The organism is Methanococcus maripaludis, from assembly GCF_013760955.1.
In the GTDB taxonomy this organism is placed as follows: Archaea; AGJL01; Methanococci; order Methanococcales; family Methanococcaceae; genus Methanococcus; species Methanococcus maripaludis_A.
In genome coordinates, this window is the sequence record NZ_JACDUL010000004.1 from 61327 (window position 1) to 84186 (window position 22860).

Genomic DNA, 22860 nt, shown 5'->3' on the forward strand with positions numbered 1-22860 from the left:
ATGAAAAGAATAGCTTTGGGTTTTCAGCATGTACTCGCAATGTTTGGTGCAACTGTAACCGTTCCCCTTGTTGTAGGGTATGCGATTGGACTTTCGATGTCTGAAATTGCGCTTTTGCTTCAGGCAGTATTACTTGCGATGGGTGTCGCAACACTTTTACAAACGTATGCAGGTTCAAGATTTCCAATCGTTCAGGGATCAAGTTTTGCATTTATTCCGGGATTAATTGCAGTTGGATCCGGAATGGGCCTTGCAGCAGTTGAGGGGGCTTTAATTATGGGTGGAGTCATTGAAGCGGCCACAGGTGCACTTGGATTAATTGGTAAATTAAAAAAACTCTTTTCACCGATAGTTACGGGCGTTACAATCATGCTTATCGGGTTTAGCCTTGCAAATGTTGCAGTTCAGTATTCATTCAACTATTTTGCAGATCCAGCAGGTGGATCAATTGTAATATCTGCACTTGTTGCAGCAATCACTTTTATAACAACAATACTTGTTTCACTGCAGGGAAAGGGAACCTTAAAAGCAATGCCGGTTGTAATCGGGGCGACTGTTGGATATATCATAAGTATTTTCTTAGGTCTTGTTGACTTTTCAATGATGAACCAGCTTTCATGGTTTGCACTGCCAAAACTTATGCCTTGGGGAATGCCAGTATTCGACGTTAATGCAATTATAATATTGTTGTTTGCATTTATGGTCAGCATTATTGAAAGTGTCGGAGATTACCACGCAATTTCAACAATTGCAAATTTAAAAATTGATGACAATAAAATAAACAGAGGTATCGCTTCAGAAGGGTTCTCCTGTACTCTTGCAGGTCTTTTTGGTGCATGCGGTACAACGAGTTACTCTGAAAACATCGGGCTTGTTGCACTTACAAAAGTTTCAAGCGTTCAGGTAGTTCAAATCGGTGCTGGAATTTTAATACTTCTTTCGTTAATCCCAAAATTCTCAGGTATTTTGGCATCAATCCCTGCTCCAGTACTCGGGGGGCTTACTACAGCACTCTACGGTATGATCAGCATTACAGGTCTTAAATTGATAAAAGACAAAGTTGAGTTAAACGACAGAAACACACTCATATTAGCAAGCGCACTTATACTCGGTCTTGGTGCACCGCAACTTCCAGCAGAATTCTTAAGCCTGTTTCCACAGATCGTTTCAAGCATTTTAGAATCAGGAATGGCAGTTGGTGCAATAACCGCAATATTAATGGACCAGTTATTAAAAAAATAATTATTATGAAATAACTTAAGAAATCGAGGGTGGATTATGATAAAAGATGAAAGATGGGAAGGAGTTTACTCTTTTGAAGACTCGCCCTATTTGATGGAAACATTAACCGATTTAAGAAAGATTAGTACTGAAAACATATCTTTTAGAAAAGGACTCGTCAGACTTGGAAGATACATGGGCTATGAATTGACAAAAACAATGGAATTTGAAAAAATGCCCATTCAAACACCGTTAGAAAAAACAGAAGGCATTTTTTCAAAAGATAGGAAGAATGTAGTAATTATAACAATTTTAAGAGCTGCATTTCCACTTATGGAGGGGTTAATTAAAAATTTCGAGTCTGCTAAGGTAGGAATTGTTTCTGCTTCAAGAGGACATGCCCCAGACTTTAAAATAGAGATGAATTATATAAAAGTTCCACAGCTTAACAGTGAAGATACGGTTATTATCTCTGACCCAATGATTGCGACAGGTTCTACATTAATACGAGTATTAAATGAGTTTAAAGACTCAAAACCAAAACGAATGCTTATAGTTGGAGTTCTTGCAGCACCTGAAGGCATAAATGCAGTAAAAGCAGAATTTCCAGACGTTGAAATATTCGTAACAAAAATCGATGAAAAACTAAATAAAGACGGATATATAGTTCCGGGCCTTGGAGATGCAGGGGATCGTGCATTTGGCGAACCATATAAAGTATCTATGCTCCCGCAGATGCATAACTTGGAATAAACATAAAAAACTTTCTATTTCTCTTTTTTAAGTAATTATATATAGAATTTACACGTAATGTATTAAAATAGGCTTTTTGGAGGTATAATTATGGATTTTGGCATATTATCGTTATTGCCGCCAGTTGTTGCAATTGGGCTAGCCTTGATCACAAGAAGAGTTTATATGTCTCTATTCTTGGGTATTTTGGCAGGATCCCTCCTTTACAACAATTGGAGTATCGTTGCGAGCGCGTCACATATTGTAAATACAATTATAGGCAGTGTTGAATTAACTTCTGTTACAGGCGTTTCTGCATTTACTGGCGTTGGAAATCTCTGGAATTTGTTAATTTTGTTATTTTTAGTAATGCTTGGCATATTAATTGCATTGATCACAAGAGCAGGCGGAGCTCTTGCATACGGAAACTGGGCATCTACTAAAATTAAATCTAAAGAAAGTGCAAGCCTTTCAACTTCATTGCTTGGTATCTTATTATTTATTGATGATTATTTCAACTGTTTAACTGTCGGAACAGTAATGAAACCAATTACTGACAAATTTAAAATCTCAAGAGCAAAACTTGCATACATTATCGATTCGACAGCAGCACCTGTTTGTATTTTAATGCCAGTTTCGAGCTGGTTTGCAGCAGTTGTTGGAAATTTGGGGGAATCTGGTGTTGGAAGCGGAGCTCTTTCAAGCATGAGTCCATCAAGTGTATTTTTTTCAGCGATACTCTACAATACTTACGCCCTTGTTGCATTATTCATGGTTGCAGTTATCATATCCATTAAAAAAATGGATTTTGGTCCAATGAAAGTTCATGAAAAAGTTGCAGATGAAACGGGTGACTTGTTCAACGGAGATGCGGAAACTGCCGCAATTCAGTCCGAAATTGAACCATTAAGTGGCGGGAAAATTTCATACCTAGTATTACCATTAGTAGCCCTCATTTTAGCAATTATCTTTGCATTTATGATTTCTGGCGGTCTTTTCGCAGGTGCCGGAATTATAGAATCATTTTTAGGCATGGATGCATCCTGGGGTCTTTTCTGGGGCGGTTTGGTAACTTTAGTATTTACTGCACTCTATTTCATAGTATCAAAAGCAATTCCTGCAAAAGAAATTGCACACCTCTTTGCAAAAGGTTCAAAATTAATGCTCCCTGCAATTACAATCCTTATTCTTGCATGGTCGCTTGGTTCAGTTATTGGTGATCTTGGAACTGGAACGTACCTTTCAGGATTAATTCAAAACAACTTACCGGTTCAGATCTTGCCTGCAATAATCTTCCTTTTATCAGGATTTATGGCATTTTCAACAGGTACTTCATGGGGTACTTTTGGAATTATGCTTCCAATTGCGGTTCCTATGGCAGTTGGCCTTGGAATGCCCGAATTCGTTGTTCCATTCGTTGCAGCAGTTCTCGGTGGTGCAATATATGGTGACCACTCATCCCCAATTTCAGACACGACAATCATGAGTTCAACTGGAGCAGGCACAAAACACATTGACCACGTTCAAACACAGCTTCCGTACACGACATTAATCGGAATTATGGCATTTTTCGGTTACTTGATCGTTGGATACACTGTAAACTTAGGTTACTGGGTAAGCGGACTCATTAATCTTGCATTTGTGGCTTCAGCAGTTTACGTTGCAGCAAACTTCCTTTCAAAAAAGTAACTTGTAATAAAAACTTTCTTTTTTAATTTTTTATTTTAAAATAAATTATAATTTAAAAATAGAATTATGCGTTAAAAAATTTAAAAAAAAGCATTTTTATAATTATTTAGTTGATTTTTTCTTTTTTTCAATAAATTCAAGTAAATCTACGGTATCGCCGATTTTTTCGAGTTCGGATATACTCATGCTTGTTATTTGTTTGTTTTCATTTGTTTTCTTTTCTAAAACGAGTAGTGAATGGCTGTTTAACATTTTAGAAATCTCATCTACAATCATTGCCTTTCTTCTTATCTCTTCATTCTCAGTTTCCTGAATATTCGTAAATATTATATTTTGATTTTCAGCATCTTCACTTTTTGATTCTTCTGCTACCGCATCAAAAGGTGCTTTCGTAGTTTCAAGTAAATTAAAACCCATATCTCCTAAAATATCGATAACACGTATTTTGAAATCTTCCCCTTCTTTTAAAATCTTTTCAAAAGCTTCTTCACGACTTTTCTGAGATTTTAATCCTTCCATGTAATCAACTATATTAATTCCCTTGATTAATGGAACGTCCAGATATTCTTCTATTTTTATCGCAACTTCTGCTGAAGGATTTGCTTCGTTCTGTTCATATTTATATATCGTTTTTCTTGAAACTCGGGAAATTTCTGCAAGTTCTCCAACTGAGATTTTTAATTTTTCACGGGTTTCCCTTAAAACTGCCCCATCAATGTTTACGAAAAATCCACCCCTATTTGCGTAAACTACTGGAGGTTCTCCGGACAATTGATCCCTAAATGTATTGAACGTAACTGCTTTTATACCGTATCTTTCATATACTGCCCCTTCTTCCATTATGGAGTTTCTCGTACGAGTTCCAATGATTATCGGGACTGCCTGAAGCATTTTTGCGATATTTAACAATTCTTCAGACTGTTCAGTGCTTAAACTATCTATGTTTTTCAAAATCTTTATTAAAAATCTTAAATCCGCTTTTTTAGCAATTAAATCAAAGCATGACCTTCCAAAAGGCTTTGATATCACAAAATGGGACTCATACAGCAGATCAATGCATTCAGAAAGTAAAACTTCTCTCATAACGATATACCTGTGTGGCCATAAACCACATATTTTTAATTCTAAATCTAATCCACAATGTATATATTTCTTGCGGAAAACGTATATAATATGTTCTAAATATTGACTAGTAATGGTGATAACGTGAAAAAGATAGCAGAAGATAAAGGAATTTCCTCACAATTAAGACATTTTAAAGCCGTTGTTTCAGAGTACGGGTCTAAAAGCATATTATACAGTGGTTCAAAGGGAGTATGTCTTCCTTTCGCACTATTAAATGCTTATGCAGTAAGAACTGTTGAAGAACAGTATTTTAGCCCCGATGCAAAGTTAGATGAACTTTCAAAACTTAATTCTGGAAGTTTGGGATACACATACAACAATTTTGAAAATAATTCAGAATTTAAACCAGACATGCTTGTTTTAATGGGTGGACTTGCGATGCCGCATTCTAAAGTGACCCTTTCTGATGTTAACGATTTAATTGAAAAAATAACTCCAAAAAAAGTTGTCGGAATCTGCTTTTCAAGCATATTTCAAAAGGAAAAATGGGATAAAAACATCGACTTTGATTTAATAATTGATAGCCAGTTAGAACCCGTAACTGTTTATGGGAAATAATACTCTTTAAGATTTAATTGTAAATAAATTATAAATAAAATTAAAATATGTCTTAAAATTAAATCCTTTTTAAAGCGGTGTAGTCTAATGATAAACCCCCAAATATCATTATTAAACAGTCAAAACTCGGTAAAACTAAAATTTAAAAAGCTTTTAACTGACTTGAAACGGCTGATACTGTATAGAACTCTGCTTGATGACAAAATAATCGGTTATTTAATAAATATTATCAAAGAACTTGCAGAAGATGAACCTAATGAATTAATTGTTGAGAAAAATTACTATGAATTAACTCGTGACTTAATTATAACTGCAGAAACGGAAAATTTTAGTGGAAATATTTTAAAATCATATATTATGAATTCAATTTTAAAAGACGAAAATATCTTTGCAAGATCTTGTGAAAAACATAACCACGATCTTGAAAGCCTTTATGAACTTGCATTTAAAGATATAAGTGTTTTAAAAAGAGTTATGGATATTGATACTAAACATTTGCGAACAATTCTTGATTCAGATGATGAAACTATTGAAAATTATACTCCCACACTCTACAAGGATGAAAAAACTATATTTTCGGAATATCGGGAAGAACTTTTAAATATCGATTCAGTTCCTGAACTTTTAGATTCGATAATTGAATATTACTATAGAATCGGCTCTGGTGAACTTGTAGATCATGTTGCATTTAAATGGGATGGTAAAAAAGGGCTTTCCGGAATTAAATACTGCGATTTAGCGAGTATGGAAAGTATTGTTGGATATAATTACCAAAAAGAAATTCTTTTAAAAAATACCTCTGCCTTTATCGAAGGAAATCCTTCAAATAATATTTTACTTGTCGGATCCCGAGGAACTGGAAAATCGTCCCTTGTAAAATCTCTCGTAAAAGAATATTATCTTGATGGTTTAAGGATTATTGAACTTAAAAAAAGCCAATTGAAAGATTTTGAATTGATTATAGATCATTTAAGAAATAGAAATAAAAAATTCATAGTTTTCCTTGACGATTTATCATTTGAAGATAATGAAACAGAATACAAAGAATTGAAATCGATTCTTGAAGGAAGTTTAGAGAAAAAACCTGAAAATGTAATAATTTATGCAACTTCAAACAGGAGGAACCTGATAAAAGAGTCCTGGTCAGAGCGAGATTCAGATATTCATTCAAACGATTCGATAAATGAAAAAATGTCGCTTTCCGATAGATTTGGAATAACCTTAAGTTTTTATTCGCCAACCCAAGAAGAATACTTATCCATGGTAAAAAAACTTGCAACAGAAAATGGAATTAACCCATGCAACAAAGATGATGTTAAATTTTACTCAATGAACATTGGAAAATTGTCAGAGCAGACTGGAATGATTATGGCATGGGAAACACTTCGCGAAGATGCAATAAAATGGGGAATGTCCCAAAACGGTTTTTCTGGAAGAACTGCAAAACAATTTATTGATTACATCATCGGAACTTACAAAAATTAATTCTTTTACATTTTTAGGTGATTTTTAAAGATTTTTTGGAAATATATCTTCAAATAACTATTAATTAAAAATTTACTGTACATATAACATTTATTTTACCAATAAATATCATATTTGAATAATTTACGCCAAAAACGGATTAAATCAGTATTACTTTTTTTACATATATTTTGTTTTGAAACAGAGGTTTATCCATTTAACCATTATTTTTTAAAAATAAGATTAATTGTATGGTATAAAATTAAATTACGAATTATTATAACTTTTTACTTAAAATTGACGATTATTATATGATAAATTTAATATTACTTGAAAAATAAAGATTAATTTGATAGTTGGGGGTAGAATAACCTATCTAATACTCATCATTTATCACGGAGGGGGTGTAAATGATAAAACTTGTAGTGGCTACTATGGTCATATTATCAATTTTTTTGCCATTGCCAGCAGATGAAAGTAATAGTTCATACGCTGAAAAGGGAGAACAATACTACCTTGAAAAAGACTATGAACATTCCATAGAATGTTTTGATAAAGCCTTGGAGCTAGATCCAAAAAACACTTGTTCGTTGGAATATCTAGGAAAATATTATATAAAAACGGGAAATTACAGTAATGCAGAACTTTATTTTACGAGATTACTTGAAATAGAACCTGAAAATGAAATTGCCCTAAAAAATTTGGGACAGATCTGCATTTTAAATGAAGACTACGAAAAAGCGCTTTATTATTTCAATACTTCGCTTGAAATTGATAATTCTGTTGGAAAAACGTGGTTTTACAAAGGAGTATGTTTAAAAATGCTTGGAAACTATGACGAATCAGTTGAAGCGTTTGATAAATCTACTGGAAACTATGAAGAAATTGTTTTAATTTGGAATGAACTTGGATACATTTACTATCAAAATGAAAAATACGATAAAGCAATTGAATGTTTTGATAAAGCATTGGCATTAGATAGGAACTTGAAATATTCTTTCAACGGCAAAGGACTCTGTTATGAAAAAAAAGAACAATATGATCTTGCCATTGAATGTTTTGATAAAGCATTACTTGAAGATGAATTTTATTATGATGCCATATACAATAAAGGGATAATCCACTACAACTTAAAAAATTATTCCGTTGCGATCTCTTGCTTTGAAACTGCTCTTGAATTAAATAATTCTAACCCATACTGCCATTTCTACAAAGCAGATTCATTAAAAGGCCTTGGAAAATATAATGAAGCAGTTTTAAGCTATAAAAACGCAGTTCAACTAGATCCGAAAAATCCCATTTTTTGGAGTGGAATGGGACTTTCGTATAATTATTTGAATGAATACAACCTTTCAATTCAGGCTTATGAAAAAGCAGCTCAATTGAACCCAAAAGACGATGTTTCGTGGAGCAATCTTGGTTATATGCAATATAAAAATAAAAATTACAGCGAATCAATTTCTTGCTTTGAAACTGCTCTTGAATTAAACCCTGAAAATAAATACGCTTGGAATGGACTTGGGAATTCGTACATATTAATTAAAAATTATGAAAAAGCATTGATGTGCTACGAAAAAGCAATTAAAATAGATCCATTATACGGTGAACCTAAAAAAAGTAAATCATTGATTTTAGCATAACTAAAAAATTATTCCTTTTTTGATTTTAAATTTTCAAGGAATTTTATCTGTTCAGTAATAAACTCGTTATATGGCGTTTTAATTCCAAATCCTTTTGCACCGGATACCACTGCACCGTTTAAAAAATCTATTTCTGTGATATTTCCTTTTGAGATATCCTGAAGCATTGAAGAGTGGTGTGCAGCAGTATTTGGAAGCTGAAACTCTTTTAAATATGTTAAATATTCTTCGGGAGTATTCCATGGGAGAATTACTCCTTTTTTTGAAGTTACTTCAAATATTTCCGATACAATATTTTTAATTATATTCCAAGAGTGTTCATTTGAAAGTTCACCGTAAGGTACATTCATAACTGCTCCGAGAGGGTTTAATGCACAGTTGTAAATTGTTTTTGACCATATCGCACCTTGAATATTTTCTGTTTCATTTACAGGTATTCCAGAACTTTTTATCAATTTTACAAAAGTTTTTACCGCATTATCAGTTCCATTTGGAAATCTTCCTAGAGTCATCGGCCCCCCCTCTACTGAAACATGGACTTTTGCATTCCCCATCCATTCAAAACCCGTTATAATAGTTCCACCAATTATCTTATTGGTGTATCTCGAGATTATTTCTTCGTTTCCGACACCATTTTGGATGCTTACAACATTTTTACCTTTTATAATGTCTTTAAACTGCTCGCAGATTGATTCTGTTGCAAGCCCTTTTGAAGATATAATAATATAATCAAAATCGCGTTTTGGAACACTTTCAGAAGCTTCAAAATTAAAGGTTCCTTCCCCCCATATTCCAGTCATTTTAAAACCAGATTCGCGTATGATTTTTGCATTTCTCTCTCTCGTTACTGCAAAAACGTCTGCTACTTTTGATAATTTAGCTGCCAAACATAATCCGACAGCACCTGCCCCGATAATCAAAACATTCATTTAAAAACCCTCGTTTTACGTAAACTAAATTTAATTTAAATATCTGTAAAAATAGTATTAAAAGATTTAGATAAATAGTTAAAAATAAAAAATGTTTTTCTTATTTTAAAATTTCCTGAACTCGCCCAACAGCCCCATCTTCAAGCCTTACCTTTATTCCGTGTGGGTGGTAGCTTGAATTTGTAAGAATGTCTTTTACAATTCCGGTAGTTAATTTACCAGTTTTTTGGTCTTTTTTAAGAACTATATTTACTTTTAATCCGGCCGTTATTTCAGACCTATTTTTTCCATTCATATCTTTCACATTAAAATTTTATTTTTAATTTATCGCCTTTTTCAGAGATATAAACTCCAAACAATACCAAAATTGCACCAAATATCGCATAAAAATTTGGTATATTTTTTAAGATTATTGAATCTGCAATCATTGCAACGATTGGGATAAAATAAATCCCGTTATTTGTAGTGCTTGCTCCTGCAAGTCTTATTGACCTATTCCAAAACAAATACGCTATTGCCGAACAAAAAATTGCAAGGTATAGTACCGCAAGAGTTAATGGCAGATTTAAAAATACCCCTAAATCTAAAGCGCCTTTTGAGCCAAACTCAATTAACATGAATGGCACAGACAGTAATGCTCCAATTAACGTTATGTCCCTTGTAACTTTTAAGTTATCGTGTTTTTCAAGCTTTTGAATTACAAAGGTGTAGAGAACCCATGAAAGAACTGCTCCAATCATTAACAAATCCCCGATAGGATTTAATTCCAATATCAACCTTCCATTCAATATCAAAACCGAAACTCCAAAAAGTCCGATTAAACTTCCGAAGTATTGTATTTTACTTGGAATTCGCCTTTCAACTAAATCTGACACTATCATATAAAATAAGGGTACCGTTGCTGCAATCAATGCTGCATTAGTTGCAGTAGTGTATTCTAATGCCACGTTTTCAAATATAAAATAGGAAGTAATCCCTAAAAAACCTGCAAACACCAGATTTAAAAAATCTTTTTTCGAATAACTTGGAAAAGTTCTTATTAAAACAATTAAAATCAGTGCAGCAATTGCAAAACGTATAAATCCCAAGGTAATTGGCGGAATATATACTAAAATGATTTTTGTCGCCACAAATGAAACTCCCCAAAAAATTACGGTTAAAAACATTAACAAAATACCTAATGATTTGTCATTCATAAATCCACCAGATAATAAAAGACTAAATAAAGTAATCTCTAAAAAAACAGAAAATTTAAGTAAAAGTTAAAAAATTAAAAAGAATTATTCTTGTGTTTCAGCAGCTTCTTCTACAGGTGCTTCAACAGCAGCTTCTTCTACAGGTGCTTCAACAACTTTTCCAAATTCTAAAACTTCTGATTTGAAGATTTCTACTCTTTTTAATGGGAACATTTTTTTACAGTCGCCGTAGATTTTTGAACCTAAGCCACCCATTAACATAGCGTGTACGAATTCAGCGAATGCTGTTTCTTTTGCCATGTCTTTGATGATTTGTTCCATTTTAACTCTGATTTCTGTTTTGTGGTGGTCTCTTGCTCTTACAGCAGTTAAAACTAATGCTTTAACTCTTAATTTGAAACCATCTTTTGTTCTTACATCAACGATTGCGTTGATTTTGCTTCTTCTTCTTCTAACTTGTGATTTTAAGTATTCTCTTGTTGTGTCGTGACCTACAAACTGTGATGTAGCGTTGTTTCCACTTACACCATCAACTTTGAAGTACATTCTTGTCATGTGTTTTGAATGTTCGTTTGTTAAGTCTCTTAAGCTGATTTCTGAAATCCTACCGATCAATGTTGCAGGGTCGTTTGCAGGGGTTTGTCCGATTACGTCTCCACCGAATGATTGTGGTGTGTAAATATCGTACCATACTTTGGATTTCCATGTATCTTTGGCCACTCTTTTTCCTTTAGCGGACCTAGCTTTCATTCTTGCCATTGTTACACCTCATTATAACATATATTCGGTTAAATCTGTGTAATCTCTAAGTGGTTTTACAGGTTCACCGTATATTCTTTTGATTTTACGGGCTAATTCCCTTGAAAAATTTCCTTTTTCAGTTTTTATTTGTTTAATTCTAAAGAAGTCTCGTCCTGCACGGTAGATCTTCTTTTCTTCAAATACGAAATCTTGTGGAACAAGTATGTTGAAAGAATATGTACTTTCTCTCGAATTTATAGATATGCCAACTTTTTTAGGAACATCTACTGATTTTGCCCATATCATCTTTAAATCTTGTGCAGCGGATGAGGAAACCCTTCTTGAATCCTCAGTCTCTAATGCAGTTATTTCAACAGATTCACCAAATGCAAGGATTGTATCCTCGATTTTTAAAACTTCATCTGTTGCGATTTGAATTACAGACTGTTCTGATTCGTCGTATCTGCTTATCACTATTTTAATGTCTTTTAATTTGAAATTTTTTTCTATATCGTGTACAGTTCCACATTCCTGACACTTTACAGTAAGTTTCAAATGTTTTTTTGTGTCCCTTTCTTTCAATACTTCATGAGGGGTTACTTCATCGCAACCAGGGCATTCGAGATATAGTTCTTCCATTTAAATCACATAACTCTTTTTAAGAAGAATTATCTTCTTGGTCTTCTTTGGAATCTGCCTCTTTGTCTAGGTGCAGAATTCATTTTTACTTTAACGTTCATTGCTTTTTCGAGGAAATCATCGTAAGTGAATGGAACTTCTTCGCCAATAAGTCCTCTGTTTTTCATATATTCTCTTGCAATAAGGTAGTACATTAAAGATACTGATTTTCTACCTTTGTTGTTTGTTGGGATAATGAAGTCAATGTGTGCTGTTAAGTGTTCTGTGTCGCACATACCGACAACAGGGATTCCGATTTCGATTGCTTCTTTTAATGCTTGTTTGTCAACTCTAGGGTCGCTCAAAAACAAAACTTCTGGTTCAGCAAACTTTTTAGCTGAAGGGTTTGTTAAGGTACCTGGAACGAACCTTCCTGCTACCGTGTTTATTCCTGTAACCTGTCCGAACTTTTTCAAAGGGCCTACTGAGTAAACTCTTCTTGTAACAGCCATGATGTCTTCAGGCTCGTAGTTTGATAAGAATTTAGCAGCGAGTCTTAATCGTTCGTCAGTTTTTCTAACGTCTAAAACATATAATCCGTCAGCTCTTACTCTGTAGATAAATCTTCTCATATCTTCAGTTTTTTGCTGAGTACCGATGTGTATCCCAGACGCCAAATAGGTGTCTAAGGTCGTCAATAGATTTTCATCTGACATTTTTCTTCCTCCAAAAAAGTGGTTTCTTGACTTTGTTAAAATAAAGCCTTTTACGGTAATTTTTTTTATTCCAATTGTGTTTTAGTTTTTCAAATTCGAAAATTGACTATTAGAAAAATTTAAACAGTATATGAATATGTGATTTAATATATATAGTTTTCCTAAAAGCAGATTTTCTGGGCATAATAACCGATATTTGAACTTACTTTTTTATAATTTTTAAAAAAGCTTTAAATAAAGTTACTTCCTTAAGTGATAATTCGGATTAAACTATAAAGACTTTGATGTTCACATATTATGAATTATTTTATAATTATAAGGAATATAATATTGCATTATCTCGGATATTACGGATAATATTGGTGGAACAAATGGACTTCACGTTAATTGCAGGTGTCCTTGGAGGACTCGCATTATTCATTTATGGTATGAATTTAATGGGTAATGGACTTCAAAAAGTTGCAGGAGATGGATTAAAGCGACTTATAGAGGTTTTGACCAAAAATAAATATCTTGGTGTTTTAGTTGGAACTGTTGTAACGATGTTGATTCAAAGCAGCAGTGCAACAACAGTCATGGTTGTTGGTTTTGTAAATGCATCGTTAATGAACCTCAGTCAGGCGATCGGGGTAATCATGGGTGCAAATATCGGTACTACAGTTACTGCACAGCTTGTAGCATTTAAATTAACCGACATTGCGCCATTGATTGTTGCATTCGGGGTAATCATGCAACTTGCCTCAAAAAAACGAAAGCACTCAGACATTGCAGAGGTTCTGATTGGTTTTGGTATTTTATTTATCGGAATGCATACAATGTCAAGTGTACTAAAACCGCTTGCAGCAGAACCATTCTTTACAAATATATTAATGAACCTTGAAAACCCAGTTCTTGGATTGCTCGTTGGACTTGGAATGACACTTATGATCCAAAGCAGCAGTGCAACAATTGGACTTTTGATTGCAGTGGCGTCAACAGGTGCATTGAGCCTTGCTGTTGCATTCCCAATATTATTTGGTGACAACATCGGAACCTGTGTTACCGCCCTTTTATCAAGTATCGGTGCAAACAGGACTGCAAAAAGAGCTGCTCTCATGCACTTACTCTTTAACGTTATGGGTGCAATGATATTCATGGTTTTAATCTACACAACGCCGTTAATTTCGTGGATCCAGAGTTTGAGTGCAGGAAGTATTGAAAGACAGATTGCAAACGCGCACACAATATTTAACGTTACAAACACGCTGATAATGCTCCCCTTTGCAGGATTTTTCGTCTATGCGGTTGAAAAATTAATTCCAATAAAAGATTATGAAAAAGAATTCATGCCGGTAAAACATCTTGATTCAAGGATTATTGTTGAAATGCCATCGATTGCGATCGGACTTGGAATAAAAGAAGTTGTAGAGATGGGAAAGTTTGTACGTGAAAACTTAAGACTTGCAAAAGATGCATTTGTAAACAAAAACGTTCAAATTATCAAAGAAGTGCATGAAAAAGAAGGCATTATAGACACGATGGCCCATGAAATTACAAACCACCTAATTGAACTTTCGAATCAGGAAATTTCAGACACTCAAAAATTAAAAATTACAAGTCTTATAAGTAATGTTACAAGTCTTGAAAGAATCGGAGATCTTGCAGAGGATATTGCAGATCATGCTGAAAACGTAATTGAAGATAACGTTGAATTTACAGGTACTGCAATTGAAGAAATAAACCTCATGTTTGAGAAGGTAATGACTGCCTTAGAAACTGCGATTGAAGCTTTTGAGAACGAAGACGAAGTATTAATTGAAAGAGTAACTTTCCTCGAAGATGAAGTTGACAATCTTGAAAAATCATTTAGAAAACAGCATATACAGAGATTAAATGCTAAAGAATGTGCCCCAAAAGCAAGCATTATATTTTTAGATGTCATTGGATACCTTGAAAGAATATCTGACCACGCTGTAAAAATTGCAACTGGCCTTGAAGAAGAAGAATTTGATGCATAACTTACTTTTTTAATTTTTAAGTTGAAATAAAGTAAAAATAACTTATATTTATAGTTCATTTAAGTCCTTACAAATGCAAAATTCGCAAATAGAAAGTTCATTTGATTGTGCATTTTTTATTGGGCAGTAGTAATTTCCGTTTTTTTCAATTATTTGCTTTCCGCCAGGAAATCTTGTCGTTAAAGCGTGAAGTGGCCTTTTATTTATAAAAATCAGATAATTTATAACTGTTTTTACAAGTTTTTCGTAAGAATTTCTGCCCATTTTCTTGGAACCCATACTACAGAGCCTTAAATCGACTTTTTTTATTTCTTCTTCATCGATTTCAAAATCTTCAATTTCTTCTTCGGTTTTATTCTTTATTTCCCTCAAAACTTCTGGAAAAAATGTAAAAAAATCTTCAAGATATCCTTTTTTATAATCTTCGGGTAAATAAGTCATATCTTTTTCTAAATAGACTTTTGCATTCATTAAATCAAAAATACTTACATCATAAGATTCTTCCTTAAGTTTAGAGAATAATTTTCGACTATTCATGAGTTTCCCAAAATATAAATTTATGAAATAATTTTTAATCTATCCAATTATCCAAAGATTCTTTCGACACCAAAACATATCACTGCAACAATTACTCCCCCAAGAACCATCTTTAAACCAGATGTTATTAGATTGTTCCTTGAAAGCTTTCCAATGAATATTCCAAGACCCAAGAGTATCAATAACGTGAGTGCTATTGCCATTATTAAAGCAAAAGACGGATCAAATACAAAAAATGGAATTACCGGAATTATTGCCCCCAAACAGGTTGATAAACCATCGTAAGTTCCACTATACATTGTTTTGTTTATTTTATACTGATATTCGTGAGTTCCTTTTAAATTCCCGTTACCGATTAAAAGGCTTTTTTCTTTTTTCTCCCGTTCTTCTTCGATCATTGCACGTTCTGCAGTTAGTGCTCCGAGTATATTTGATATACCGTTTGCAATTCCACCACCGATTCCTGCTGCAATGATTATAGAAGTTTCGCCACCACTTGCACCAATAACTACACCGAGTGTCGAGAGCGAACCGTCGATTAAACCCCTCACAACATATCTTGTATCAAATTCTCTTTTGAAATTTTTTAAAACTTCCTTAATTTCCACTAAAAATCCCCTTTTGATGTTTAAACATTATTCTAACTTATCATCGGCAACATGCCATATCAAATTATCGAGAATGCTGACTTCTACAATGTTATCTGCTTTTTTAATTAACTTGTCACAATCCTTGCTCAAATTAAGGAGGTGAAGTTGTTTTCCATGTTGAGTATATTTCTCTGCAACACTATTTATTGCTTCGATTGCAGAATGGTCGTAAACCCTTGATTTGTTAAAGTCGATAACAACATCAATCGGGTCATTTTGATAATCAAACAGGCTCTTGAATTTCGATGTTGATGCAAAAAACAAAGGGCCGTGAAGCATGTATACTTTTTTGTTCTTCATAGATTTTGTACTTGCCCATATATCTTTTCCACGATTCCATGCAAAAACGAGTGCTGCAAGAATAATTCCCAAAAATACGGCTGTTGCAAGGTTAAATACAACCGTCATAATCGACACAACCGCAATAATTGCTGCATCAGAGCTCGGGATTTTTTTCAATATTCTAAAGCTGGACCACTCAAAAGTGCCGATTACAACGATAAACATGACCCCGACAAGTGCTGCAAGCGGAATCATTTCAATTATTGGTGCACCCCATACAATAAATACCAGTAACAATATCGCAGCGGAAATTCCTGAAAGCCTGCCACGTCCGCCACCCCGAATATTTATCATACTCTGGCCAATCATCGCACAGCCACCCATTCCGCCAAAGAATCCATTTAATATGTTTGCAATACCCTGACCGATGCACTCCCTGTTACTCCTACCGCGAGTTTCAGTTAATTCATCAATTAGCCTTAATGTCATTAATGATTCAATTAATCCGACACATGCTGCTAAAAATGAATACGGGAGAACTGTTTTAACTGTATCCCAATTTAGAGGAACATTTGGCAATGAAAATGAAGGAACCGAAACTGCAAGTGTTGTTCTTAATGGATCTATCGATTTTATAAAATCAAGCACCGTTAAAACGGTGTATCCTGCATTATTTAAGAAATACGAAATTATTGTTACAGTGATGATTGCTACAAGCGTTGCAGGAACTGCACGTGTGATTTTTGGCAGGAATATTGCAATAATCATTGTTATTGCAATTAAAACAAGCATTATCGAAAGAATTGGCCATGGAAATAAATTTCCATCTGCACCATAAAACTGCCCGATCTGAGATAAAAATATTATTATCGCAAGCCCGTTTACAAATCCAAGCATTACTGGGTGCGGAATAAGCCTTACGAATTTACCTACCTTTGATATTCCAAAAAATACCTGAATAATTCCCATGAAAAGTACTGCGATGAAAAGATATCCGAGTGCAGATTCCATTCCAGCAGTTTGAACCTTTGAAATTACCAGTGGAGCAAAAATAACTGCAACAGCACCTGTGGCTCCGCTTATCATTCCTGGCCGTCCACCAATTAATGCAGTTACAATTCCCATGATAAATGCGGCATAAAGCCCGATTGTAGGGTCGATTCCAAGAATAAATGAAAATGCAATTGCTTCTGGAACCAGCGCCAGTGCTACGGTTAATCCAGACAATACATCATTTTTTACACTTCCATTTTTTGGAATTACCAGGTCTACTATTTTATTTTTTAAATCCTTAGTCTCATACGAGTTTATTTTTTCATTCATTTTTAAATACCTTATATTTTATTGATTAAACGATTATTTCTTTTTAAATTATTTTTTAAGATTTACAATATTTTCTGCAAGTTCGTAATTTACAAAAAAGTCATCGAGTATGTTTTTTAAAGAACCGACTGAATTAGTTTTAATATTAACTTTAATCTCATCATTATCAAATTTAGTATCGATAATAAGCCCATCATCTACATCGTCGACTTTTAAGCTGTTTACAATTTCCTTTTTTGAATTGTAAGTCATTTCAAAATCTATTTTCATAAAAATCATTCTTTTAAATTTTTAAAATCGAGCCCTCTTTTTTTAAGCTCTTCGTATATTTCATCAGAAACTTCCGGACACTTTAACGCTTCTTCAGCCTCTTCACGAGTCATAAGGTCGTACCTAATCATTGCAGAAATTCTATCATATTCAAAACTAAATCCATGCTTTTTCTTAAATTCTACAAGTGCTGGAGCAAGTACCAGACAGTTTGTCGTGTATCCACCGAGATCGGGTTTTTCCCAAGGAATTTCTTTTAATATATTGTATCTATCTTCTTCTGTTAACTTGTATGCAACAAGGAGCCTTAACATATTTATTCCTTTTTTCATCTCCCGTATTGCAGTTGTACCAAATGGAAGTTCGTGTCCCGTCACAATTGTGTCGATATTCGTCTGCCTTGCAAACTGCCATATTTCGTGCATGTTCATGTCAGAACATACCCTGCATGGAGATTCGCCTTTGGAAATAGTTTCTTTAAAGAATTTCGTAAAATCCTTGTTTATTACAAGCCAGTCTACTCCAAAATGCTTTGCAACGTTTTTACAGTTTGTAAGTGCTTCTTCTGCTAAATAGCCGTTATCAACAGTTACACATAATGGCCGGATTCTAAGCTCTTTTACGAGCAAATACAACGCAACAACACTATCTTTTCCGCCGGAAAAACCAAGAATACAGTTATATTTGTTATTCCTAATTCTGAGTTCGTCTAAATATTCCATTACTTCGTTTCTCATTTCTTCGAAGTTTCTTGGAAATTTTAGGGCGTTTAAGCATTCAATACAGATGTTTTTTCCTTCGTGTTTGAACATCGGGCGTGTTTTGCTGTTGTGGAGGCAAATTTCGCAGTCTACCGTGTTTTTTCCTTTAATTTTTTCCATGATCTTCAACCAATACTAACTACTTGATTAAATTACTTAAATACATAACTCCAATAAAAATGAAGTTCACAAAAATTCGTTCTAAATTTAGAGCTTGATTTTCTTTTTTAAATTATATGTCCATTATTGCAATAATAACATATACTGCTTTTAAAAAAAGTTTAATATTGTCTAAAAAGCATACTTAATCCTAAAGGGGTGGAAAATGGATATTCAAATGATTGCCATTATTGCCGTACTTGCGATTGGAGTTGGGTTTTTAAAAGGGGCGAAAATTAAATTATAAAAAATATAATGACACTTCTTTTTTAAATTTTAAAGAAATCCCGCCAAATCTAATTATTTCAAATTTTAAAAAGAATATCTTTAATTTTTAAGTCTATTTTATAATTTCAACCAGTTTTAGAAAAATACTTTAATATAAAACGTGCAATATTATATACGTTTAAATAGTATTTTAAAAAAAGCCTAAAAATCTGTGCATTAACAAAATTATAAAAATTTCCCTTGTTTATTACGAGTTCGGCCCGGTGAATACAATGGATTTAAGAAAAAAGATAAGAATCGTGGAAGATTTTCCAATAAAAGGAATAAGCTTTAAGGATGTAACTCCAATTCTAAAAGACCCAAAGGCTATGAAACACACCACAAAAGAGATTACAAAATACCTCGAAGATAAAAATATCGATATTATAGTTGGCCCAGAAGCCCGCGGTTTTTTATTTGGTGTTCCAGTTGCCCATGAGCTTGATATCGGGTTTGTTCCAGTTCGAAAACCAGGAAAATTACCTTTCAAAACATTTTCAGTGGATTACGCACTTGAATATGGAACGGATAAACTTGAAATCCACAGCGATGGAATTGAAAAAGGCCAGAACGTTGCAATAGTTGACGACCTTCTTGCAACAGGTGGAACCGTTTCAGGAGTTAGTAAACTCGTTGAAAAAATAGGCGGGCACGTTTCAGCGCTTAATTTTGTAATCGAACTCACAGAATTAAAGGGGAGGGATAAATTAAAAGGATACGACATACAGTCGCTTGTTAAATACGATTTATAACGCTTTTTTTAAATACTAATTATTTTAATTTTGGTGAAGAATATGGTTGAATTATTGGCCCCTGCAAGAGATTTATCGGGCTTGATCACTGCATTCAATAACGGTGCAGATTCAGTATACTGCGGACTAAAAGAAATGAGTATGCGTGCAACTGCCAAAAATTTCGAGAGAAACGAGCTAATCGAAGGCATTAACTTCGCACACACCCAAAATAAAAAAGTATACCTCTGCACAAACACCGTAGTTTACGAAGATGATATTTTAAATTTAAATGAAATACTCGAATTTGCTAAAACTGCGGAAGTTGATGCCGTAATTGTAAATGATATCGGTGCAATGAGCCTTGCAAAAGAATTAGGACTTGAAGTTCACGTGAGTGTTCAAAACAACATTACAAATTCAAAAACTGCTGAATTCTTTTCAAAATTTGCAAGTCGAGTTGTTTTGTCAAGAGAACTCACATTAACCCAGATTAAACAGATTAAAGAAAATTTAAAAATAAATAAAGTTGATTTAGAACTTGAAGGATTTATTCACGGAGCACTCTGCACTGCAATGAGTGGAAGGTGTTATTTGAGTTCATATTTATTTAATAGAAATGCAAATTGTGGGGATTGTTTGCAACCATGCAGAAGATCTTGGAAATTGGTAAATGAACATGCTGATGGAACTCATGAGCTAATTTGCGAAGGAAAATATCTTCTTTCACCAAAAGACCTCTGTATGATTGAACATATTCCTGAACTGATTGAAGTTTTTGACTGCTTTAAAATTGAAGGAAGGGCTAAAAACGTAGATTACGTGATGCGTACAACAAAAACCTATCGAGAAGCTATTGATTCTATAATTGATGGAACTTACGAAGAAAAACTCCCGACATTCAAAAAAGAACTCGATAAAATATATAACAGGGGATACGATACAGGATTTTATTTCAGAGATATTACCTGCAATACCGATTTGCAGTACGAATTTGAAGGAAATATTTCCCCTTACAAAAAAATCGAAGTTGGAAGGGTTGTAAATTACTTTAAAAAAGTAGGCGTTGCAGAAATCACCCTTATTGATGATTTAAAAGTTGGAGATAGTGTTTTGATAACTGGGCCGACCACAGGATGCGTTGAAGAAAAAATTGAATCGATGCAGGTCGAAGGCGAAAACATTAACTCTGCTAAAAAAGGTCAGAATGTTGGAATCAAACTTGAAAATTTAGTAAGGGAAAATGACAAAATTTACATTCTAAAAGACGAATAATTTAGTTTTTAAATTAAAATTCCGAAATTAGTACAGCTAAATTTTTATATCTAGAAGTATGAATTATGAATATAAATCTTATGGTGATTATATGAAAGAAGACAAGATGTCCAAATTTGCACATATTACAAGCGTACACCCATGTTACAATGAAAAACTCCACCACAAAATCGGCAGGGTTCACTTGCCAGTTGCGCCAAAATGTAACATCGCATGCAGATTCTGTAAAAGATGTATTGGAAAAGAATCAGTCTGTGAAGATAGACCTGGAGTTTCACACCACATTATGAAACCAGCAGAGGTAGAAAACTACCTAAACGGATTATTGGAAGAAAGTCCAAACATTAAAGTTGCAGGAATTGCTGGACCAGGAGACAGTTTATTCAATGAAGAAACTTTCGAAACTTTGGCAATAATACAGGAAAAATTCCCAGATTTAGTCAGATGTCTTTCAACAAACGGGCTTTTACTTCCAAAATATGCTGAAAGATTGGCAGACCTTGGGGTAAAAACAGTAACAGTAACTGTAAATGCGGTAGATCCAAAAATTCAGGCACAAATTGTTGACTGGGTATACTACGAAGGAAAAGTTTACCGTGGAGAAGAAGGTGCTGAAATACTGATCAAAAACCAGATTGAAGGAGTTAAAAAACTAGCAGAATTGGGCGTTGCAGTTAAAATTAACACGGTATTGATTCCTGAAATAAACATGGATCATATTGTGGAAATTGCAAAAACTTTCGAAAAAGATGCGTTCATTCACAACGTAATTCCTTTAATTCCAATGTACAAAATGGAAAACTTGAGAAAACCAACCTGCGATGAAATAAGCGGTGTAAGGGATAGTGCAGAAGAATACCTCCACCAATTCAGAGCATGCCAACAGTGCAGGGCTGATGCCGTAGGGCTTGTAACCGAGCACAAAACTATTGGAGAAAAAGGTAAGGAGTTAAATATTTACGACTTAAAACACTTCTCACACTAAACTTCTTTTTTTAAATTCTATTTTTTAACCACAAGGTATAAATGATACTTTTTAAAGATAAAGGCTAAGATAAGAAACATGATTTTTAAAGGTGTTATTTATGGAAAATGTAGTAATTACCGTCGTTGGTGTTGATAAACCCGGTATCGTTGCAGCAGTTACAAAAGTTCTCGCAGAAAACAGTGCAAATATCGTAGATATCAGGCAGACAATCATGGAAGACTTGTTCACAATGATTATGCTTGTAGATATCTCCAAAATAAGTTCAGACTTTTCAGAATTAAATGCGGCTCTTGATAAACTTGGATCAGAAATCGGAGTTAAAATAAATGTGCAACACGAAAACATATTTAAATACATGCACAGAATTTAATTTTTTAAAAAATACTTTTTTTAAACTTTAAACTAAAAATTAAAAAAGAATTAATATTTGAAGTAATTATTTGAAGTTTTTGAGTTCTTCCTGAAGTTTTATTGCCTCATTCATCCATTCTTCTTCGATTGGCTTTTCTGATGCAACCATAACTACAGTTTTATCCCGAATTGTTTTTCTAACCCTCATTCCTTCAGGAAAAACACGGTTCATAAAATCAAGGACTCTATCGACAAAATCATCCTTTGCATCGTGAATTACCATGTTTAAATCAACCTCAGAATCCGTAACAATCTCAAATCTTGAAGGCTGGTCCATAACATTTATTTTTGATAAAAGTTCAGTTGCGTAAGTTTCATCGTCAATTATTAATTTAGTTATTTTTTTTCCGTTCGATTCCTTTGCTTCATCTATTGTTGCAATATCCCTCAATCTTATCAATTTTGAAGTTGATTTTGGCAGAATTCCAATTATAAAATATGGAACATCTTGCTTACAGATCATTTTTGTCTTTATGATAGATTTTCCCAAAACGAGGTCTTCGAGAGATGTTTGAATAATTCTTTCGTAAATTGCTTTTCCAGCTTCGTCATTGCATTCGACATCGATATAAGCCATATT

24 protein-coding genes are annotated in these 22860 nt (G+C 33.7%); 11 read left to right on the top strand and 13 right to left on the bottom strand.

The features are described from left to right. The 3 genes from HNP90_RS07870 (at position 1) to HNP90_RS07880 (ending at position 3642) form a co-directional block, all read left to right on the top strand. Positions 1–1242: a uracil-xanthine permease family protein gene (locus HNP90_RS07870; RefSeq protein WP_012068221.1), complete on the top strand. Its 1242-nt coding sequence runs from the start codon at positions 1–3 to the stop codon at positions 1240–1242. A gap of 36 nt (positions 1243–1278) precedes the next feature. Continuing rightward, positions 1279–1974, top strand: a complete 696-nt coding sequence (gene upp, locus HNP90_RS07875) for a uracil phosphoribosyltransferase (protein WP_012068220.1) — start codon at positions 1279–1281, stop codon at positions 1972–1974. Between the two features lie 90 nt (positions 1975–2064). Then, positions 2065–3642 (top strand): Na+/H+ antiporter NhaC family protein, encoded by a 1578-nt coding sequence (locus HNP90_RS07880; RefSeq protein WP_012068219.1) that lies wholly within the window; start codon positions 2065–2067, stop codon positions 3640–3642. 102 nt (positions 3643–3744) lie between these two features. Here the strand turns inward: HNP90_RS07880 and HNP90_RS07885 are convergent, their stop codons facing one another. Continuing rightward, positions 3745–4725 (bottom strand): transcriptional regulator, encoded by a 981-nt coding sequence (locus tag HNP90_RS07885; RefSeq protein ID WP_012068218.1) that lies wholly within the window; start codon positions 4723–4725, stop codon positions 3745–3747. A gap of 123 nt (positions 4726–4848) precedes the next feature. Here HNP90_RS07885 and HNP90_RS07890 point away from each other — a divergent pair, with 123 nt between their 5' ends. The 3 genes from HNP90_RS07890 (at position 4849) to HNP90_RS07900 (ending at position 8429) form a co-directional block, all read left to right on the top strand. Beyond that, positions 4849–5325 carry a DUF2124 family protein gene (locus tag HNP90_RS07890; protein ID WP_012068217.1) on the top strand — a complete coding sequence of 159 codons (477 nt, stop codon included), beginning with the start codon at positions 4849–4851 and terminating at the stop codon, positions 5323–5325. 87 nt (positions 5326–5412) lie between these two features. Continuing rightward, positions 5413–6810 (top strand): ATP-binding protein, encoded by a 1398-nt coding sequence (locus HNP90_RS07895; RefSeq protein ID WP_012068216.1) that lies wholly within the window; start codon positions 5413–5415, stop codon positions 6808–6810. 389 nt (positions 6811–7199) lie between these two features. Then, the gene (locus HNP90_RS07900) at positions 7200–8429 is read left to right on the top strand and encodes a tetratricopeptide repeat protein (RefSeq protein ID WP_012068215.1); all 1230 of its coding nucleotides are present in this window, start codon (positions 7200–7202) and stop codon (positions 8427–8429) included. 8 nt (positions 8430–8437) lie between these two features. Here HNP90_RS07900 and HNP90_RS07905 read toward each other — a convergent pair whose 3' ends face one another. The 6 genes from HNP90_RS07905 to rpsB form a co-directional block, all read right to left on the bottom strand. After that, the gene (locus HNP90_RS07905; protein ID WP_012068214.1) at positions 8438–9358 is read right to left on the bottom strand and encodes a ketopantoate reductase family protein; all 921 of its coding nucleotides are present in this window, start codon (positions 9356–9358) and stop codon (positions 8438–8440) included. 100 nt (positions 9359–9458) lie between these two features. Next, positions 9459–9653: a YwbE family protein gene (locus HNP90_RS07910; protein WP_012068213.1), complete on the bottom strand. Its 195-nt coding sequence runs from the start codon at positions 9651–9653 to the stop codon at positions 9459–9461. A gap of 10 nt (positions 9654–9663) precedes the next feature. Continuing rightward, positions 9664–10554: a DMT family transporter gene (locus HNP90_RS07915; protein WP_012068212.1), complete on the bottom strand. Its 891-nt coding sequence runs from the start codon at positions 10552–10554 to the stop codon at positions 9664–9666. Positions 10555–10638: 84 nt separating this feature from the next. Further along, positions 10639–11313, bottom strand: a complete 675-nt coding sequence (locus tag HNP90_RS07920; RefSeq protein ID WP_012068211.1) for a 30S ribosomal protein S3ae — start codon at positions 11311–11313, stop codon at positions 10639–10641. A 12-nt stretch (positions 11314–11325) separates the two neighbouring features. After that, the gene (locus tag HNP90_RS07925; protein WP_012068210.1) at positions 11326–11934 is read right to left on the bottom strand and encodes an HVO_0476 family zinc finger protein; all 609 of its coding nucleotides are present in this window, start codon (positions 11932–11934) and stop codon (positions 11326–11328) included. A gap of 29 nt (positions 11935–11963) precedes the next feature. Further along, positions 11964–12629 carry a 30S ribosomal protein S2 gene (rpsB, locus tag HNP90_RS07930; protein WP_012068209.1) on the bottom strand — a complete coding sequence of 222 codons (666 nt, stop codon included), beginning with the start codon at positions 12627–12629 and terminating at the stop codon, positions 11964–11966. Positions 12630–13000: 371 nt separating this feature from the next. Here rpsB and HNP90_RS07935 point away from each other — a divergent pair, with 371 nt between their 5' ends. Then, entirely contained in the window at positions 13001–14626 is a 1626-nt protein-coding gene (locus HNP90_RS07935; RefSeq protein ID WP_012068208.1) for a Na/Pi cotransporter family protein, read from the top strand. Positions 14627–14674: 48 nt separating this feature from the next. Here the strand turns inward: HNP90_RS07935 and HNP90_RS07940 are convergent, their stop codons facing one another. The 5 genes from HNP90_RS07940 to HNP90_RS07960 are packed head-to-tail and all read right to left on the bottom strand — an operon-like array spanning position 14675 to position 18569. Further along, positions 14675–15163 carry a DUF2115 domain-containing protein gene (locus tag HNP90_RS07940; RefSeq protein WP_012068207.1) on the bottom strand — a complete coding sequence of 163 codons (489 nt, stop codon included), beginning with the start codon at positions 15161–15163 and terminating at the stop codon, positions 14675–14677. 47 nt (positions 15164–15210) lie between these two features. Beyond that, on the bottom strand, positions 15211–15771 hold the full coding sequence (locus HNP90_RS07945) for a TIGR00267 family protein (protein ID WP_012068206.1): 561 nt from the start codon (positions 15769–15771) through the stop codon (positions 15211–15213). 27 nt (positions 15772–15798) lie between these two features. Then, positions 15799–17418, bottom strand: a complete 1620-nt coding sequence (locus HNP90_RS07950; protein ID WP_012068205.1) for a SulP family inorganic anion transporter — start codon at positions 17416–17418, stop codon at positions 15799–15801. A gap of 48 nt (positions 17419–17466) precedes the next feature. Next, positions 17467–17697: a KEOPS complex subunit Pcc1 gene (locus tag HNP90_RS07955; RefSeq protein WP_012068204.1), complete on the bottom strand. Its 231-nt coding sequence runs from the start codon at positions 17695–17697 to the stop codon at positions 17467–17469. Then, on the bottom strand, positions 17694–18569 hold the full coding sequence (locus tag HNP90_RS07960) for a phosphoadenosine phosphosulfate reductase domain-containing protein (RefSeq protein ID WP_012068203.1): 876 nt from the start codon (positions 18567–18569) through the stop codon (positions 17694–17696). The genes HNP90_RS07955 and HNP90_RS07960 overlap by 4 nt, the downstream gene beginning before the upstream one ends. A gap of 539 nt (positions 18570–19108) precedes the next feature. Here HNP90_RS07960 and HNP90_RS07965 point away from each other — a divergent pair. The 4 genes from HNP90_RS07965 to HNP90_RS07980 all read left to right on the top strand — a co-directional run bounded on the left by HNP90_RS07965 (position 19109) and on the right by HNP90_RS07980 (position 22239). Further along, entirely contained in the window at positions 19109–19627 is a 519-nt protein-coding gene (locus tag HNP90_RS07965) for an adenine phosphoribosyltransferase (protein WP_012068202.1), read from the top strand. 42 nt (positions 19628–19669) lie between these two features. After that, the gene (locus HNP90_RS07970; protein ID WP_012068201.1) at positions 19670–20881 is read left to right on the top strand and encodes a U32 family peptidase; all 1212 of its coding nucleotides are present in this window, start codon (positions 19670–19672) and stop codon (positions 20879–20881) included. Between the two features lie 91 nt (positions 20882–20972). Further along, positions 20973–21866, top strand: a complete 894-nt coding sequence (locus HNP90_RS07975; protein ID WP_012068200.1) for a radical SAM protein — start codon at positions 20973–20975, stop codon at positions 21864–21866. A 100-nt stretch (positions 21867–21966) separates the two neighbouring features. Beyond that, entirely contained in the window at positions 21967–22239 is a 273-nt protein-coding gene (locus HNP90_RS07980) for an ACT domain-containing protein (RefSeq protein ID WP_012068199.1), read from the top strand. Between the two features lie 66 nt (positions 22240–22305). On the opposite strand, the gene HNP90_RS07985 is transcribed toward HNP90_RS07980, so the two are convergent. Then, positions 22306–22857, bottom strand: a complete 552-nt coding sequence (locus tag HNP90_RS07985) for a methanogenesis marker 17 protein (RefSeq protein WP_012068198.1) — start codon at positions 22855–22857, stop codon at positions 22306–22308. Between the last annotated feature and the right edge of the window lie 3 nt (positions 22858–22860).

Coding starts and splice junctions, on each gene's coding strand:
- HNP90_RS07970 (WP_012068201.1), top strand. CDS start 19,670: ATGGTTGAATTATTGGCCCCTGCAAGAGATTTATCGGGCTTGATCACT.
- HNP90_RS07965 (WP_012068202.1), top strand. CDS start 19,109: ATGGATTTAAGAAAAAAGATAAGAATCGTGGAAGATTTTCCAATAAAA.
- HNP90_RS07910 (WP_012068213.1), bottom strand. CDS start 9,653: ATGAATGGAAAAAATAGGTCTGAAATAACGGCCGGATTAAAAGTAAAT.
- rpsB (WP_012068209.1), bottom strand. CDS start 12,629: ATGTCAGATGAAAATCTATTGACGACCTTAGACACCTATTTGGCGTCT.
- HNP90_RS07895 (WP_012068216.1), top strand. CDS start 5,413: ATGATAAACCCCCAAATATCATTATTAAACAGTCAAAACTCGGTAAAA.
- HNP90_RS07885 (WP_012068218.1), bottom strand. CDS start 4,725: ATGAGAGAAGTTTTACTTTCTGAATGCATTGATCTGCTGTATGAGTCC.
- HNP90_RS07975 (WP_012068200.1), top strand. CDS start 20,973: ATGAAAGAAGACAAGATGTCCAAATTTGCACATATTACAAGCGTACAC.
- HNP90_RS07960 (WP_012068203.1), bottom strand. CDS start 18,569: ATGGAAAAAATTAAAGGAAAAAACACGGTAGACTGCGAAATTTGCCTC.
- HNP90_RS07950 (WP_012068205.1), bottom strand. CDS start 17,418: ATGAATGAAAAAATAAACTCGTATGAGACTAAGGATTTAAAAAATAAA.
- HNP90_RS07940 (WP_012068207.1), bottom strand. CDS start 15,163: ATGAATAGTCGAAAATTATTCTCTAAACTTAAGGAAGAATCTTATGAT.
- HNP90_RS07900 (WP_012068215.1), top strand. CDS start 7,200: ATGATAAAACTTGTAGTGGCTACTATGGTCATATTATCAATTTTTTTG.
- HNP90_RS07915 (WP_012068212.1), bottom strand. CDS start 10,554: ATGAATGACAAATCATTAGGTATTTTGTTAATGTTTTTAACCGTAATT.
- HNP90_RS07880 (WP_012068219.1), top strand. CDS start 2,065: ATGGATTTTGGCATATTATCGTTATTGCCGCCAGTTGTTGCAATTGGG.
- HNP90_RS07980 (WP_012068199.1), top strand. CDS start 21,967: ATGGAAAATGTAGTAATTACCGTCGTTGGTGTTGATAAACCCGGTATC.
- HNP90_RS07935 (WP_012068208.1), top strand. CDS start 13,001: ATGGACTTCACGTTAATTGCAGGTGTCCTTGGAGGACTCGCATTATTC.
- HNP90_RS07920 (WP_012068211.1), bottom strand. CDS start 11,313: ATGGCAAGAATGAAAGCTAGGTCCGCTAAAGGAAAAAGAGTGGCCAAA.
- HNP90_RS07985 (WP_012068198.1), bottom strand. CDS start 22,857: ATGGCTTATATCGATGTCGAATGCAATGACGAAGCTGGAAAAGCAATT.
- HNP90_RS07905 (WP_012068214.1), bottom strand. CDS start 9,358: ATGAATGTTTTGATTATCGGGGCAGGTGCTGTCGGATTATGTTTGGCA.
- upp (WP_012068220.1), top strand. CDS start 1,279: ATGATAAAAGATGAAAGATGGGAAGGAGTTTACTCTTTTGAAGACTCG.
- HNP90_RS07870 (WP_012068221.1), top strand. CDS start 1: ATGAAAAGAATAGCTTTGGGTTTTCAGCATGTACTCGCAATGTTTGGT.
- HNP90_RS07925 (WP_012068210.1), bottom strand. CDS start 11,934: ATGGAAGAACTATATCTCGAATGCCCTGGTTGCGATGAAGTAACCCCT.
- HNP90_RS07955 (WP_012068204.1), bottom strand. CDS start 17,697: ATGATTTTTATGAAAATAGATTTTGAAATGACTTACAATTCAAAAAAG.